Consider the following 14,315-nt stretch of genomic DNA (forward strand, 5'->3'; position numbering starts at 1 on the left):
GGTGGCGACATCCATGGACCATGCCGCGACGACCGCGGAAGCGGAGCCGGACGGGCCGGCGGCGCGACGCGGCGTGCGTCCGTGGACCACCGTCTGGATCCTCACCCTGCTCTACGCGGTCGCCTATTTCGACAAGCGGCTGATCACCCTGCTGATCGATCCGATCCGCGCGACGATCGGCGCCACCGACCTGCAGATGAGCCTGTTGTCGGGGGCGGCCTTCGTCTCCTTCTACGTGATCTTCTCCTTCCCGATCGGCTGGGCGGTCGACCGGCTGTCGCGGCGCGGCATCATCTTCTGGGGCGTGGCGAGCTGGTCGACCTTCGCCGCGCTCGGCGGCTTCGCGCGCAGCTTCTGGCAGTTGCTCGGATCGCGCTTCGGCGTCGGCGCGGGCGAAGCGGCGCTGATGCCCGCCGCCCATTCGATGATCGCCGATCTGTTCCCGCGCGAGAAGCTGTCGCGCGCGCTGGGCATCTTCACCCTTGGCGCGTTCATCGGGTCCGCGCTGTCCTTCGCGATCGGGGGCGCGATGCTCAGCCATTTCAAGCGCGGCGCAACGGTCGATCTTCCGCTGGTCGGCGCGCTGTTCCCCTGGCAGGCGGTGCTGCTGCTCGCCAGCCTGCCCGGCATCCCGCTTGCGCTGCTGATCTTCCTCGTCCGCGAGCCCGCCCGCAGCCATGGCCACGCGCCCAGGATCGGGTCGGGCGGCGGACGCGCCTGGTTCGGGCGCCACAAGAGCTTCTACGCGCTGCACTTCATCGGCTTCAGCACGCTCGCGATCATGACCGCCGGCTTCTCCTCCTGGCTGCCGACCCACATGATGCGCAGCTTCGGCGAGCCGGTCGCGCGGGTCGGCATGCTGCTCGCCGTCTTCCAGCTCACCGTCGGGCCGCTCGGCATGCTGCTGGTCGCGCGCACCGTCGACCGGATGTTCAAGGCGGGCCGGCTGGACATCCACATGAGCTTCTACGTCTGGGGTGTGCTCGTCCTCGCCGCCGCCGGCATCCTCGTCGGCCTCGCCCCCAACGCGACCGCCGCCTATGTCGGCGTGGTCCTGTTCGACTCGCTGCACGGCGGCTTCCTGCCGGTCGCGGGCGCGGTGCTCCAGCTCACCACGCCCAGCCAGTTTCGCGGGCAGGCCACTGCCATCTTCTTCGTCTTCTACAATGTGATGGGCCAGGCGCTCGGCCCGATCGCGGTCGCCACCTCGACCGACCTGCTGTTCGGCAGCGACCGGATGATCGGCCCCGCCATCGCCCTGACCTGCGCGATCGTCGGCCCCGTCACCGCGCTCCTCCTCCTTCGTAGCCGCCGGCCGATGCGCGCGGCGCTGGCCGATGCCGAAGGCGTCGCCGCTGCGGCCGCCACAACCGGGAACCAGAACTGAATGCATATGTGGGACGATTGGGCGCGGACGGCGCGCCCGCTGAACGGCAAGAGCGCGATCGTCACCGGCGCGGGTCGCGGCTGCGGCCGCGCCATCGCCCGCGGGCTCGCCGGGGCCGGGGCTCGGGTCTGCTGCGCCGCCCGGTCCGAAAAGGAGCTGGCCGAGACGGTCGCGCTGATCGAGGCGGATGGCGGCACCGCGATGGCCTTCGCCGTCGACGTCACCGATCTCGCCGCCGTCGAGGCGATGACCGTCGCCGCCGTCACGGCCTTCGGCGGGCTCGACCTGCTCGTGCTCAGCCATGGCGTCGCGCTGGCCGTCGCCCCGATCGAGAGCGGCGATCCGGTCGACTGGCGACGGACGATCGAAGTCAACCTGATCGGCTCCTACCACTGCATCCGCGCCGCCGTCCCGCCGATGAAGGCGCGCGGCGCCGGCAAGATCATCGTCGTCGGATCGGGCCAAGGCCATAACGGCACCGCCGCGACCTCCGCCTATGCCAGCTCGAAGGCCGGGACCTGGGCGCTGACCCGATCGGTGGCGGCCGAGCTGATCGGCTTCAACATCAGCGTCAACGAGCTTCTGCCCGGCAATGTCCGCACCCAGCTCTACGACGAGACCTTCGCCCAGACCGTCGCGATGACGCCCGACGGCGGCGAGCCGATCTCGGCCAAGCGGTCGCACGAATGGCTCAAGGAGCCCGACGACGTCGTGCCGCTGGCGCTGTTCATGGCCTGCCAGCCCGATGTCGGCCCGACAGCGCAGAGCTTCAGCCTGATGCGCCGCCTCTGACTTCGTACCGATCCACCGTTCTTGTTGGGGATTTCCATGGGTAGAACATTCTTCGAGAAGGTCTGGGACGACCATGTCGTCGCCGATCTCGGCGACGGCGCCTTCCTGATCCACATCGACCGTCACTTCCTGCACGAGGTGAGCGGCGCCGTGTCGCTGAAGGAGATCGACGCCCGCCATCGCACCGTCCGCAACCCGGAGCTGACCTTCGGCACCGTCGACCATGTGCTCGAGACGGTGCCGGGGCGCGGCATGACCACCCGCATGCCCGGCGGCGACGATTTCCTGCGCGAGTTCACCGAGCGGATCGGGCCGCACGGCATCCGCTTCTTCGATCTTCACGATCCCCGCCAGGGCATCGTCCACGTCATCGCTCCCGAACTGGGCGTCGCATTGCCGGGCATGACCTTCATCTGCGGCGACAGCCACACCTGCACGGTTGGCGGGGTCGGCGCCTTCGCCTGGGGCGTGGGATCGAGCGATAGCGAGCATGCGCTGGCGACGCAGACCGTCATCATGACCAAGCCGAAGACGCTACGGGTGAACTTCACCGGACAGTTGCGCCCGGGCGTCCATGCCAAGGACATGATCCTCGCGCTGATCGCCAAATATACCGCCGACGGCGGCACCGGCTATGCGATCGAGTTCGCCGGCGAGGCGGTCCGCTCGCTGCCGATGGACGGCCGCCTGACGCTCTGCAACATGGCGGTCGAGTTCGGCGGCCGGACCGGCACGGTCGCGCCCGACGAGATCACCTTCGCCTACCTCAAGGATCGCGAATTCTCGCCCAGGGGCGCCGACTGGGACCGCGCCGTCGCTTATTGGCGGACGCTCGCGAGCGACGCCGACGCGGTTTACGACATGGAATATGAGCTCGACTGCTCGACGCTGGAGCCGCAGGTCACCTGGGGCACCAGCCCCGAGCATAGCGTCGCGATCGGCGGCGTCATGCCCGATCCCGCCGCGTCGGCCGATCCGATCGCCCGTACCTCGCGCCAGCGCGCCGCCGACTATGCGGAGATCGAGCCCGGGTCGCCGGTGATGGGCCTGCCGATCACCGGCGCCTTCATCGGTTCCTGCACCAACAGCCGGATCGACGACCTGCGAGCCGCCGCCGCGATCCTGAAGGGCCGCAAGGTCGCCGAGGGCGTCACCGCGATCTGCAGCCCGGGATCGACCGCGACCAAGCTGCTCGCCGAGGCCGAGGGGATCGACCGGATCTTCATCGAGGCAGGGTTCGAATGGCGCGAGTCCGGCTGCTCGCTGTGCATGAGCGGCGCGACCGGGGGCGAAAGCTTCCCGCGCGACGCGCGCGTCATCGCCTCCACCAACCGCAATTTCGAGGACCGGCAGGGACCGCACGTCCGCTCCCATCTCGCCAGCCCGGTCACCGTCGCGGCCTCGGCGATCGCCGGCCACATAGCCGACGCCCGCGCGTTCGCCAGCAAGGAAGACGAGCAATGAGCATGCAACCCTTCGCCTCGGAAACCGGGGTCTGCGCCGCGCTGATGCGCAACAATATCGACACCGACCAGATCACGCCGGGCCATACCGGCATGAAGGTGCAGAAGACCGGCTTCGGCGAGGGGCTGTTCTTCAACTGGCGCTACCTGCCCGACGGCGGCGACAATCCCGACTTCGTCCTCAACCAGGGGCCGTTCCGCGACACGAAGTTCCTGCTCGCCGGCACCAATTTCGGTTGCGGCAGCTCTCGCGAGTTCGCGGTCTGGGCGCTGCGCGACTTCGGCATCCGCGCGGTGATCGCGCCCAGCTTCGGGGCGATCTTCACCAGCAACTGCTACATGAACGGCGTCGCCCCGATCATCCTCGACGAGGCGGCGGTCAGCGCGATCGCCGGGGAGATCGCGCCCGACCATTGCACGATGACGGTCGACCTGGTCCGCCAGGTCATCCTGTCGCCGGACGGGCATGAGCATCGCTTCCACATTCCCGACCTCCAGCGCGAGCGGCTGGTCGAGGGCCTCGACGCGATCGACGCGACCCGCAAGCGCGACGACCAGATCGCGGCCTTCCAGACGGCCGACAAGCTGCGCCGCCCCTGGGTCTATGCCGTCGAAGGAGCCGCCGCATGACCAGCTTCGCCAGCCTCGCCGACCTGCTGGCGCGGGAGAATCCGCTGCTGCTGCCGGTCGCGCACGACGCGCTATCGGCGCGGATGATCGAGCGCGCCGGCTTCGCCGCCGGGGCGATCGGCGGCTTCGGCGTGATCGGCTGCCGCACCGGCCTGCCCGATCTCGGACTCGCCAGCTTCGGGGAGATCGGCGCGGCGGTGCGCGACATCGCCGGCGCCACCGCCCTGCCGCTGATCGTCGACGCCGACGACGGCTATGGCGACGTCAAGAACGTCGTCCGCACCACTCGCTTCTATGAGGATATGGGGATCAGCGCGATCGTGCTGGAGGATCAGGTCAGCCCCAAGAAATGCGGCCATGCGGCGGTGACGCGCGAGGTGGTGCCGGCGGCGATCATGGAGGCGAAGCTCGCCGCGGCGATCGAGGCGCGCCGCAACCCCGGCTTCGCGATCGTCGCGCGTACCGACGCCCGCCTGGTCGAGGGGCTCGACGCCGCGATCGAGCGCGGCCGGCGCTATGTCGCCAAGGGCGCCGACGCGCTGTTCGTCGAGGCGCCGACCTCGGTCCAGGAACTGGAGCAGATCGGTGCCGCCTTCGACGTGCCGCTGATCGTCAACGCCGCCGAAGGCGGCCGCACCCCGGTCCTCACCCCCGGGCAATATCGCGAGCTCGGCTTCTCGATCATCCTCTATCCCGCGACCCTGCTGCTGCGTATGGTCGGCATGTTCGAACGCACGCTCGCGGCGCTTCGGACCGGGGAATTCGCCGACGAGGGCGCGCTTCCCGCCTTCAATGTCCTGACCGGCATCATGGGCATGGACGAGTGGATGGAGATCGATCGTCGTCATGGCTGAAACGGAACCGCGCCGCGCCCTGATCATGGCCGGCGCATCGGGCATCGGCGCGATCCTCGCCGAACGCGCGGTCGCCGCCGGCTATGCGGTGACGGTGTCCGATCGCGACCATGAGGCGGGCGAGGCGCTCGCCGCCCGCACCGGCTGCCGCTTTCTGCCCTGCGATCTCGGCGACGAGGCGCGGATCGCCGAGGTCATCACAACGGTCGGCGCGGTCGACCTGCTGGTCAACAATGGCGGCATCTCCGGGCCGACCGAACCGGTCGCGACGCTCGACCCGACGGCGTGGCGCCAGGTCCTCGACATCAACCTCACCGCGCAGTTCCTGACCTGCCACGCGATGGTCCCGCTGATGCTGGCCGCCGGCAAAGGCGGCTGCATCATCAACATGTCGTCGGTGGCGGCGCGGATCGGCTATCCCAACCGCGCCGCCTATGCAGCCTCCAAGGCCGGGGTGCTGGGCCTGACGGCGGCGCTCGCCCGCGAGGTCGGACCGCAGGGCATCAGGGTCAACGCGGTCCTGCCCGCCACCACGCGCGGCGACCGCATCCAGCGCGTGTTCCACGACTATGCCGAAGCCAACGGTCTGCCGCTCGACGCCGCCGAGGCCGCCTTCCTGACCCGCCACGCGACGGGCCGGATGGTGGAGCCGGAGGACATCGCCGACACGATCCTGTTCCTCGCCGGCCCGGCTGGGCGGTCGATCACCGGTCAGTTCATCGGCGTCGACGGAGGTTTCGAATGACGATCCTGCAAGTCACCCCGCTTCCCGCGCCGCGCCAGCCGAGCGAGCTGCTCGACCGGCCGGTGCCGATCCTCGACCGGCTCGACGATCCCGATAGCTGGCTGGCCGAGCATGGCGGCTCGGTCCAATGCCTTGTCACCCACGCGATGCGCGGCCCGCCGGCCGGGCTGCTGGAGCGGCTGCCCGCGCTGAAGCTGATCGCCAATTTCGGCGCGGGGATCGACCTGATCGACCTCGACACGGCGCGGGCGCGCGGCATCGCGGTCACCGCTTCCGGCGACCTGCTGACCCACGACGTGGCCGATCTCGCGCTGTGGCAGATGCTGACCCTGCTGCGCGGCCTCGGCGCGGCGGACGGCTTCGTCCGGGCCGGCCAATGGTCGAAGGGCCCCCTGCCGCTCGGCCGCTCGGCGCGGGGCCGCAAGCTCGGCGTGCTCGGCTTCGGCCGGATCGGGCAGGCGATCGCCCGGCGCGGCGAGGCGGTCGGGATGGAGATCGCCTATCACAGCCGCCGCCCGGTCGCCGACGTGGCCGACCGCTACGAGGCCGATCCGCTCGCCCTCGCCCGTTGGGCGGAGATCGTCGTGATCGTCCTGCCCGGCGGCGGCGCGACCCAGTCGCTGGTCGACCGCGCCTTCCTCGACGCGCTCGGCCCCGACGGCCTGCTCGTCAACATCGCGCGCGGCAGCGTGGTCGACGAGGAGGCGCTGGTGGCGGCGCTGCGCGACGGACGGCTCGGCGGCGCCGCGCTCGACGTGTTCCGCAGCGAGCCCGACCTCGCCCCGATACTGCTGGAGGCGCCCAACCTCCTCCTCACCCCGCATGTCGGCTCCGCCACCCACGACGCGCGCCTCGCCATGGCCGACCATGTCGCGACCAATATCCGCGCCTTTCTGGAGGGGAGGCCGCTGATCGGCCTGGTCTGACGCCATCGCCCGCCCCCGGATCGGGACAGGTCGATTGAGATAGGCCTGCGATGATGCTTAAACGGGATTTCCGAGGAACCACCACCGCCGTCGACCTGCGCCCGGACGAGGACTGAATGATCGAACCCGACACGGGCACCAGAGGAGAAGCCGTCGCGGCCTGGATTCGCGAGCGGATCGTCAATGGCGAGCTGACCCCGGGAACGCATCTCCAGGAACAGGCGATCGGCAACCTCACCGGCACGTCGCGGACGCCGGTGCGCGAGGCGCTGAAGCTGCTTCAGCGCGAGCAGCTCGTCCTCTATTCGCCCAATCGCGGCTATGTCGTCCGCCGCTTCAGCCTCAAGGACATATTGGACGCCTTCGACGTCCGCGCCACGCTGGAGGGCATGGTCTGCCGGCTGGTCGCGACCAAGGGGCTGAGCGCCGAGGCCGACGCCAAGCTGTCCGAGGTCGACGAGGAGATGCGGCAGGTGGCGTTCGGGACGACCTGGGGCGAACGCGCCAGCTTCCGCTGGTTCGATCTCAACGGCTATTTCCACAAGCTGCTGATCGAGGAAGCCGACAATCCGATGCTCGCCAGCGTCATCATCCAGACGCAGCGCCTGCCACTGATCTTCGATTCGAATCAGCGCCTGCGGAGTGCGGTGCAGGTCAGCCGGATGTTCGGCGAAGAAGACACCCAGCGTTCCTATCGCGACCATAAGGCGATCGTCTCTGCGATCCGGGCGAGGGACGCGGGCGAGGCCGAGCGACTGATGCGCGGCCACATCCTCGAAAGCCGCGAGACGATGCGGCGGAATTTCAGCCGGGCCTATCCGGACCCGGCCGTGGACGCCGACGGCGACGCAATGGCGGGGCCGCCGGCCGCCTGATCCCTCAGGCGTCGGGCTCGTTCGGGATCGAGCGCCTCATGCGCATCGCCGAGCGGATGAGCGAAGTCGGGATCGGCCCCTCAGCGGGCTGCTCGGCAGAGTCGCCGCAATCGTTTCGACCGCCGACGACCGAGGTCGGCGATGATACGCACGGCGGATGCCGGCCCCCCGCCGCTAAGCCGCGGCAGGGGGCCGGCCATGATCCGTCGCTCCTAGAGCTTATAGCCGAGCGTCAGGCCGTAGGTGCGCGGGGGAATGAGCGCCCCGAGGACGGGGAAGCCGAACATCCCCGACGATACATAGGTCTGGGCAATCGCCTTGGTGTTGCCGATGTTGCGGACATAGGCCTCGACCGACCAGCCCCCCGCGCTTTCGATCCGCGCCAGCGCCGAACCCACCCCATAGGCATCCTGCGCGACGATGGGGTTGTTGAAGGGCGTGAAATATTGGAGCCCGATGCGATTGTAATCGCCGCGCAGCGTCAGCGTGTAGTCCCCGATATTCCATTTCCCCTGCGCGAACAGCGCATAGGAGATTTTCGGCGCCTGGGTCAGCCGGTTGCCCGACAGGTCCTGAGGGCCGGCCGCGACGTTGATCGGGTCGATGCTCAGGAAGTCCTTATATTTGGCATCGAGATAGGACAGGTTTCCGCCGAAGCTGAAGCCACGGACGGGTTCGGCGATCAGCTCCGCCTCGATCCCGTCGACCTTCGCCGCCGCCGCATTCTCGACAAGCGTGCTCTGGCCGCGGACCTGCGATACCTGAAGGTTGGTGTAGTTATAGTGGAAGCCGATCAGATTGGCCTTCAGCCGTCCTCCGAAGGTCGTGGTCTTCACGCCGGCTTCGTAGCTCTTGATCTTCTCGGGTCGGAAGGCGGCCTGGGCGACGCCGATATTGTAGCCGCCGCTCTTGAAGCCCTGGCTATAGGTGAAATAGGCGAAGATCGAAGGGTTCAGGCGCAGCTCGGCGGTCGCGCTCGGCGTGAAGCCCGAGAAGCTGTCGCTGGTCGATCGCGGAAAGGGCGGGATCGGGATGATCGGCGCGCCCGGCACATAGGGCCGCGAGAAATCGAACTGGAAGACGTCGGAGATGCTCTTCTTCTCCCAGTTGTAGCGGCCGCCGGCGGTCAGCTTGAACCAGTCGGTCACGTCGAAGGAGGCCCGCGCATAGGCCGAGAAGGACTCGGTCTTGAGGTCGCCGATCGACAGGAAGGCCTGGCGCAGGCTGAAGGGGCCGCCGGCCACCACCGAGTTGATCGGAATCTCCGAACCGGCCCCGTCGTTCTTCTCATGGAAGTAGAGGGCGCCGACCAGCCAGGCGAAGCGATCGACCTCGCCGTCGAGCTGCACTTCCTGGCTGAACTGCTTCGCATTCTCGAACAGCTTGTCATAGGCGAGCTGTACGCTGGTCCCGTCGATGTCGGTCAGGTAGAAGCCCTTGAACTTGCGGTAGGAGGTGATCGACCGGAGCTTCGCCCAATCGGCGTCGAAGTTGATCTCCTCGGTGATCCCCCAGGACCGGGTCCGCGCCTTCGGGTCGACGTCGCTGTAGATGTTGCGGCTGTTGCGCGCGGCGAGGCCGCCCAGCTTGAGCCCCAGCACCTGCACATTGGGGTTGCCCTGGTCGAAATAATGGAGGCCGAACGCGTTGTCGGACTCGCGGAAATAATCGATCGTGGTCAGCAGCTCGAGCCTTTCGCTCGGCCGCCAGGCGATCGCCCCGCGCAGCGCGATCTCGCGCTTGTTGTCGATGTCGTGGCCCGTGACCAGGTTCCGGCCATAGCCGTCGCGATGCTCGTAATGCCCGGCGATCCGCGCGGTGAGCGTCTCCGCGATCGGTCCCGATATGGCGCCGTCGAGCGTGACGGCATCATAGTTCCCGTAGCCGGCACGGACATAACCCTCCAGCGTGTCGGTCGGCTTGCGGCTGACCACGCTGACCGCGCCGCCGGTGGCGTTGCGGCCGTAGAGCGTGCCCTGCGGCCCCTTAAGGACCTCGACGCGATCGACGTCGAACATCCCGCCGAGCTGCGCGCCCGGCCGGGCGATGTACACGCCGTCCTGGTAGAAGGCGACGCGCGGGTCCTGTCCGGCGGTGACGACGTCCGAGCCGATGCCGCGCACCGCGATATGCGCCTGCCCGATCGTCTGGCCGAATGACACGCTCGGCACCGCGGTGGCGAGGTCCTGAATGTCGGAAATGCCGCGGGCCTGCAGGTCCTCGCCGGAGATGGCGGCCACCGCCGCCGGCGTCTTCTGCAAGGTGGTTTCACGGCGCAGCGCCGTCACCACGATATCGCCGGTCGTGCCGCCCGACGCACCATCGTCGGCCGCCCGGACCGTTTCGGAAGCGGCCTGCTCGGCCTGGGCGCTTCCCGCGCTCAGGGCCACGCCGGCGAGCAACAGCCATTTATTCACAGCAGATCTTTTCATGATACCCTCCCCAGATATTCTTCTTGCCGACACGCAGAAATCTACAAGAAAAACGAAAGATTCTTCGCGTTCAACGTCGCCTGATCAATGATGATCTTGCGCCAGAAAATCTCAAATCCGCGCTCCGTCTGGCGGATCTTGTCCTCTCTGCGCCCAATGATTATTTCCCCGGCGTCATCCATGCGGGAGCGGTGGACCAATATCTTGCTCCTCACCGTGGAGGTCGCGCCGACCTCATCGTCACCCAGTTCCTCGACCCGGATGTTCGTCACCATATGGGTGACCCGCGACAGCGGCTCCTCGGCCCAATGGATCTTGGTCAGCACCTGCCCCACCCGCGCTTCGAGCGTCGCGCGATTGTCGTCGATCCAGGCGATCTCCCGCGGCCCGGTCATATCGTTGAAGCGCTCGGAGAAGGGCAGGTTCTTCCGAATGGGCACCCAATAGCGAATGTCTTCGGAGAAGAAGTCGAGCCAGTCCTCGAACTGCCGCGCATCTATCGCGTCCGCTTCCGCGTAGAGGAAATCCTCTATCGCCTTGATCCGAACGATCCTGTCGACATTATACTCGCCCACGCCTGCCTCCGGTGTCTCGACGTCCATCATTCCGCCGCCATGAGTTCGGCCCAGCGCCGGTAGAAGCCCATATTGTTGTGCTCGGTCAGCCAGAACTTGCTGACCGGTCCCGGGATGTAGGGATCCGCGAAGTTGCCGGTGTCGGCGACATAGCTGAACGGCGCGTCCTGGGCGGCGTGGACGGCCGCGCCTTCGGAGGCGTAGCCCCAATTCTCCATGTCGTCCTGCTCGGTCATGCCGCCGGGGCCGCTATAGGAGACATAGTAGCGGCGCAGGAAATCCTTGGCCTCGTCGGGAGCGTCCTTGTCGACGAAGTACATCCGCCACGCCTGCGAGGCGCGCGGCCCGTTGGGATGGGCCATCAGCAACACCCGGGGTTGCTGGACATGGAAACCCGCGTTCGGGAAGATATTGCCGAGCACCAGCGGCGATCCGGCCTTCTCGCCCAGCCGGTCGAGCCGGCGGCGCCAGCAATCCTCGAAATATTCGGAGGTGATCTTCGACATCGAATAATGGCCGCGCGGCTGGGTGATGTCGATCTTCTCGTAGATCAGGCCATGGCCGTTCGGCGTATAGGTGAGGAACAGCTCACCGAGTGGATCGCGCCGGCCGACGCCGCTGCGCGGGCCGATGCGGGCGAGGTCGGTCGACTGGTGGCTGATGTTGTGGAGCGGATCGCCGCCGGAATTCTCCGAGACGAATTTCCAGTTGCACGGCACGTTCCATTTCTGGACGCCGCCCAGCACCTCGATCTCACCGTCGCCGCCGTCCCACGCGCCGAGCCCGTACCAGAGCGATTCCTTGACATCGCCCAGATAGTCCTCGAAATCGGGGGCTTCCGGATTCCACGTCGCCCAGATCGTCCCCCGGAAACTGGCGATCCTCGCCACCTGGATCAGCCCCCATTCCTTGCGATCGAAGCTGGCGGGATAGCTGCCCTGGCGCTCGGGAACGCCCTGGAGGTCGCCGTTCAGATCGTATGACCAGCCATGATAAGGGCAGTAGAAGCGCTTGGTATTGCCTTCGTCATAGCGGCAGACGCGCATGCCCTTGTGCCGACAGGTGTTGAGGAAGGCGTGCGGCTTTCCGTCCCGGCCGCGCGACAGGATCACCTGATCCTCGCCCATCCGCGTCAGGAAGAAGTCACCGATCTCAGGAATCTGGCTCTCATGCCCGATCAGGAGCCAGCATTTCCGGAATACTCTCTCCAGTTCCTGCCGGTAAATCTCCTCGTCGTGAAATATCGCCCGGCCGACCTTGTTGTTGGTGGTATCGACAAAATCAGTCATGCTTCTCATCGTCTTTTTCCGATCTAGGGCACAATATTGGGCAACTCGAGCTTCATGAGCTCCGCGCCCGGCAGCGAAATGCCGATCTGCTTCGCGAAGCGCAGGCTATTCTCCAGGTCCTTGGCGTAGAGCGGGAGGGCGTGCGGAGCCATCTTGATCTCCCCCCAGGTCTCGGCGATCCAGCTCCGCGCCAGCCCGCCCGCGACGGCCCGCTTCACCATCTCCGCGCTCAACCCGCCGGCCGTCCCCAGCCGGACCGCCTCGGCCATCGCCATGATGTTGCCGATGATCGCGACCTGATGCGCAAGCTTGGCGAGGGTCGCCGTCCCCGTCGGACCGGTCCGCAGGATATTGGGGCCGGACAGCTCGAACAGCGGCTGGCAGCGATCGAGCGCCTCCTCCTCGCCGCCGACCATGAACGACATGGTGCGCGTCCGCGCACCCTGCGCCCCGCCGCTGACCGGCGCGTCGACCAGCACGACGCCCCGCTCGCGTGTCGCTCCGGCCGCCTCCGCGATCGTATCGGTGCTCACCGAGCTGTGGAGCACGACGATTAGGCCGGGCCGGGGCGACGCCAGCACGCCGTCCTCGCCGGTGAGCACGTCGCGCACCTGCTGGTCGGAGACGACGCAGATCATGACGACCTCGCACACCGCGCCCAGCTCGGCCGGCGAGGCCGCAACCGTGCCGCCCCGCTCGCGCAGCGCGTCGAGCGGCTCGGGCCGGACGTCGAAGCCGCTCAGCTCGTGCCCGCCGTCGAGGAGGTTGAGTGCCAGCGGCAGACCCTGCACGCCAAGGCCGATGAACCCGATCCGCATGTCAGCGCCCCGCCTTCCGCAGGCGAAGTCCGGAACCCGGCAGGAAGCGCGCGTCTTCGGCCACGCTCTCCGCACCGGGGCGCAGAGCGGCAATGCCATTGATGGTCATGATAGCTACTCGGTTATTGTTGGTTCGGAAGCTGCGGCGACATCGTCACCGCACGGCATGTCCAAGTCGGATCTCGTCATCGATGAAAAGACGCCCCCGGCTTGCGGGGAGTTCTTCATCGCTCATCAACAAGATGTATCCCCTCGTCTCGATTTCTTGCATCTTTCCTCGCCCCGGAAGCGGGCGGCGAGAAATAGATTGTTGGGATGCAGGGTATCACCACCATCGATTTCAACTTCCCGGCTCCATATGCTTGTTCAAAATGGGGACGATCCGGCGCCCGTGGCGGCATGGACGGCTCCGCAAGAGCATGAGGGAGGGGTCGAAGATGAATGCACCCGCAAAGGACGCGTCCGCGCCGTTCGTCGCGCCGGGGCTCGAGGATGCGCCGCTCAACCAATGGTGGGTGGCGGCCTCGCGCGAGGAGGTCGGCCGCGCTCCGCTATCGCGCCAGATCCTCGGCCGCTCGATCGTCCTGTATCGCACCGAGGCCGGCGAGGTCGCCGCCCTGCCCGATCGCTGCCCGCACCGGCTCATGCCGTTGTCGCAGGGCTGGCTGATCGGGGACCGGCTGCGCTGCGCCTATCACGGCTTCGAATTCGGCCCCGATGGCCGCTGCGCGCACATCCCGTCGCAGGGCGTCGTGCCCGGAACGATGCGGATCAGGCCCTATCCGGTGGTCGAGCATGGCCTGTGGGTGTGGCTCTGGCCGGGCGATCCCGAGCTGGCCGACCCTGCGCTGCTGCCGCCCGATTATGCGCGGCCCGGCTATGACAGCTTCGTGCATTTCCAGGCGTCGGTGAAATGCCACTTCCTGAAGCTGCAGGAGAATCTGCTCGACAGCACCCACCCGACCTTCCTGCACGAAGGAATGTTCGACGACGGCGAGCTCGCCAATTCGCCGCAGAAGGTGGAAGCGGACGAGCGGTTCATCCGGCTGACGCGCGAGACCCAGCCGCAGCTCCCCAACGAGATGACGGCCCAGAGCTTCAGCCTGCCGCGCGACCAGCGCGCCGTCCGCGCCGTGATCTGTGAGGGCCACGCCCCGTCGCGGAACGTCGTGATCACCCGCTTCACCTTCCCCGACCGGCCCGACGCGCCGCCGCACGAGCTGATCTCGGAACTTCCGGTGACGCCGGCCAACGGCAAGCTCTGCTACCAGTGGTGGGCCTCGATCGCCTCCTATCCGCTGCGCGACACCGACGGCATGACGACGATCTTCCGTCAGGCGATGAACCAGGACATCGTCGCGCTAGAGCTGATCGAGGACCGCATCGCCGAGGGCGACCCGGCCGCGATCGAGATCAGCGTCCGCGCCGACGAAGCCGCGCTGCGCTGGCGCCGGATGGTCCGCGGCATGGCGCAAGCCGGGTCCGCGGCGACGGCCGGGCCGGCGCTGCGCGCGTCCGAAGCCTGAGCC

At 67.7% G+C, this 14,315-nt stretch carries 13 protein-coding genes; 9 read left to right on the top strand and 4 right to left on the bottom strand.

The window, feature by feature from the left end; genetic code table 11:
- The first annotated feature begins 1 nt into the window (after window position 1).
- From B5X82_RS11235 to B5X82_RS11270, 8 genes are all read left to right on the top strand, one after another.
- Complete coding sequence (locus B5X82_RS11235) at window positions 2-1,387, top strand: MFS transporter (protein ID WP_139385087.1); 1,386 nt, start codon at window positions 2-4, stop codon at window positions 1,385-1,387.
- On the top strand, window positions 1,388-2,179 hold the full coding sequence (locus B5X82_RS11240) for an SDR family NAD(P)-dependent oxidoreductase (protein ID WP_079648244.1): 792 nt from the start codon (window positions 1,388-1,390) through the stop codon (window positions 2,177-2,179).
- 36 nt (window positions 2,180-2,215) lie between these two features.
- Window positions 2,216-3,643: a 3-isopropylmalate dehydratase large subunit gene (locus B5X82_RS11245; protein ID WP_079648245.1), complete on the top strand. Its 1,428-nt coding sequence runs from the start codon at window positions 2,216-2,218 to the stop codon at window positions 3,641-3,643.
- Window positions 3,640-4,272 carry a 3-isopropylmalate dehydratase small subunit gene (gene leuD / locus B5X82_RS11250; protein ID WP_079648246.1) on the top strand — a complete coding sequence of 211 codons (633 nt, stop codon included), beginning with the start codon at window positions 3,640-3,642 and terminating at the stop codon, window positions 4,270-4,272. Before B5X82_RS11245 ends, leuD begins: the two co-directional genes overlap by 4 nt.
- Window positions 4,269-5,126, top strand: a complete 858-nt coding sequence (locus B5X82_RS11255) for an isocitrate lyase/PEP mutase family protein (RefSeq protein ID WP_079648247.1) — start codon at window positions 4,269-4,271, stop codon at window positions 5,124-5,126. The genes leuD and B5X82_RS11255 overlap by 4 nt, the downstream gene beginning before the upstream one ends.
- Window positions 5,119-5,871 (top strand): SDR family oxidoreductase, encoded by a 753-nt coding sequence (locus tag B5X82_RS11260; protein ID WP_079648248.1) that lies wholly within the window; start codon window positions 5,119-5,121, stop codon window positions 5,869-5,871. The genes B5X82_RS11255 and B5X82_RS11260 overlap by 8 nt, the downstream gene beginning before the upstream one ends.
- Window positions 5,868-6,797, top strand: coding sequence for a 2-hydroxyacid dehydrogenase (locus B5X82_RS11265; protein WP_079648249.1), 930 nt, complete (start codon window positions 5,868-5,870; stop codon window positions 6,795-6,797). Before B5X82_RS11260 ends, B5X82_RS11265 begins: the two co-directional genes overlap by 4 nt.
- A gap of 116 nt (window positions 6,798-6,913) precedes the next feature.
- On the top strand, window positions 6,914-7,672 hold the full coding sequence (locus tag B5X82_RS11270) for a GntR family transcriptional regulator (protein ID WP_079648250.1): 759 nt from the start codon (window positions 6,914-6,916) through the stop codon (window positions 7,670-7,672).
- A 212-nt stretch (window positions 7,673-7,884) separates the two neighbouring features.
- Here B5X82_RS11270 and B5X82_RS11275 read toward each other — a convergent pair whose 3' ends face one another.
- Genes B5X82_RS11275 through B5X82_RS11290 form a run of 4 tightly spaced genes read right to left on the bottom strand, consistent with a single transcriptional unit; the run spans window position 7,885 to window position 12,786 of the window.
- The gene (locus tag B5X82_RS11275) at window positions 7,885-10,104 is read right to left on the bottom strand and encodes a TonB-dependent receptor (RefSeq protein WP_079648251.1); all 2,220 of its coding nucleotides are present in this window, start codon (window positions 10,102-10,104) and stop codon (window positions 7,885-7,887) included.
- Between the two features lie 41 nt (window positions 10,105-10,145).
- Entirely contained in the window at window positions 10,146-10,709 is a 564-nt protein-coding gene (locus tag B5X82_RS11280) for an aromatic-ring-hydroxylating dioxygenase subunit beta (protein WP_079648252.1), read from the bottom strand.
- The gene (locus B5X82_RS11285; RefSeq protein WP_235862665.1) at window positions 10,706-11,968 is read right to left on the bottom strand and encodes an aromatic ring-hydroxylating oxygenase subunit alpha; all 1,263 of its coding nucleotides are present in this window, start codon (window positions 11,966-11,968) and stop codon (window positions 10,706-10,708) included. The genes B5X82_RS11280 and B5X82_RS11285 overlap by 4 nt, the downstream gene beginning before the upstream one ends.
- Before the next feature lie 23 nt (window positions 11,969-11,991).
- Window positions 11,992-12,786 (bottom strand): NAD(P)-dependent oxidoreductase, encoded by a 795-nt coding sequence (locus B5X82_RS11290; protein ID WP_079648254.1) that lies wholly within the window; start codon window positions 12,784-12,786, stop codon window positions 11,992-11,994.
- 437 nt (window positions 12,787-13,223) lie between these two features.
- Here B5X82_RS11290 and B5X82_RS11295 point away from each other — a divergent pair, with 437 nt between their 5' ends.
- Complete coding sequence (locus B5X82_RS11295; protein WP_079648255.1) at window positions 13,224-14,312, top strand: aromatic ring-hydroxylating dioxygenase subunit alpha; 1,089 nt, start codon at window positions 13,224-13,226, stop codon at window positions 14,310-14,312.
- The last annotated feature ends 3 nt before the right edge of the window (window positions 14,313-14,315 follow it).

Origin of the sequence: Rhizorhabdus histidinilytica (assembly GCF_900167915.1) — a bacterium.
Lineage (GTDB): Bacteria > Pseudomonadota > Alphaproteobacteria > Sphingomonadales > Sphingomonadaceae > Rhizorhabdus > Rhizorhabdus histidinilytica.

What these genes read in the sequence shown, in the direction of transcription:
- B5X82_RS11255 (WP_079648247.1), top strand. Translation starts at nt 4,269, where the DNA reads ATGACCAGCTTCGCCAGCCTCGCCGACCTGCTGGCGCGGGAGAATCCG.
- B5X82_RS11265 (WP_079648249.1), top strand. Translation starts at nt 5,868, where the DNA reads ATGACGATCCTGCAAGTCACCCCGCTTCCCGCGCCGCGCCAGCCGAGC.
- B5X82_RS11290 (WP_079648254.1), bottom strand. Translation starts at nt 12,786, where the DNA reads ATGCGGATCGGGTTCATCGGCCTTGGCGTGCAGGGTCTGCCGCTGGCA.
- B5X82_RS11270 (WP_079648250.1), top strand. Translation starts at nt 6,914, where the DNA reads ATGATCGAACCCGACACGGGCACCAGAGGAGAAGCCGTCGCGGCCTGG.
- B5X82_RS11245 (WP_079648245.1), top strand. Translation starts at nt 2,216, where the DNA reads ATGGGTAGAACATTCTTCGAGAAGGTCTGGGACGACCATGTCGTCGCC.
- B5X82_RS11285 (WP_235862665.1), bottom strand. Translation starts at nt 11,968, where the DNA reads ATGACTGATTTTGTCGATACCACCAACAACAAGGTCGGCCGGGCGATA.
- B5X82_RS11260 (WP_079648248.1), top strand. Translation starts at nt 5,119, where the DNA reads ATGGCTGAAACGGAACCGCGCCGCGCCCTGATCATGGCCGGCGCATCG.
- B5X82_RS11280 (WP_079648252.1), bottom strand. Translation starts at nt 10,709, where the DNA reads ATGATGGACGTCGAGACACCGGAGGCAGGCGTGGGCGAGTATAATGTC.
- B5X82_RS11240 (WP_079648244.1), top strand. Translation starts at nt 1,388, where the DNA reads ATGCATATGTGGGACGATTGGGCGCGGACGGCGCGCCCGCTGAACGGC.
- leuD (WP_079648246.1), top strand. Translation starts at nt 3,640, where the DNA reads ATGAGCATGCAACCCTTCGCCTCGGAAACCGGGGTCTGCGCCGCGCTG.
- B5X82_RS11295 (WP_079648255.1), top strand. Translation starts at nt 13,224, where the DNA reads ATGAATGCACCCGCAAAGGACGCGTCCGCGCCGTTCGTCGCGCCGGGG.
- B5X82_RS11275 (WP_079648251.1), bottom strand. Translation starts at nt 10,104, where the DNA reads ATGAAAAGATCTGCTGTGAATAAATGGCTGTTGCTCGCCGGCGTGGCC.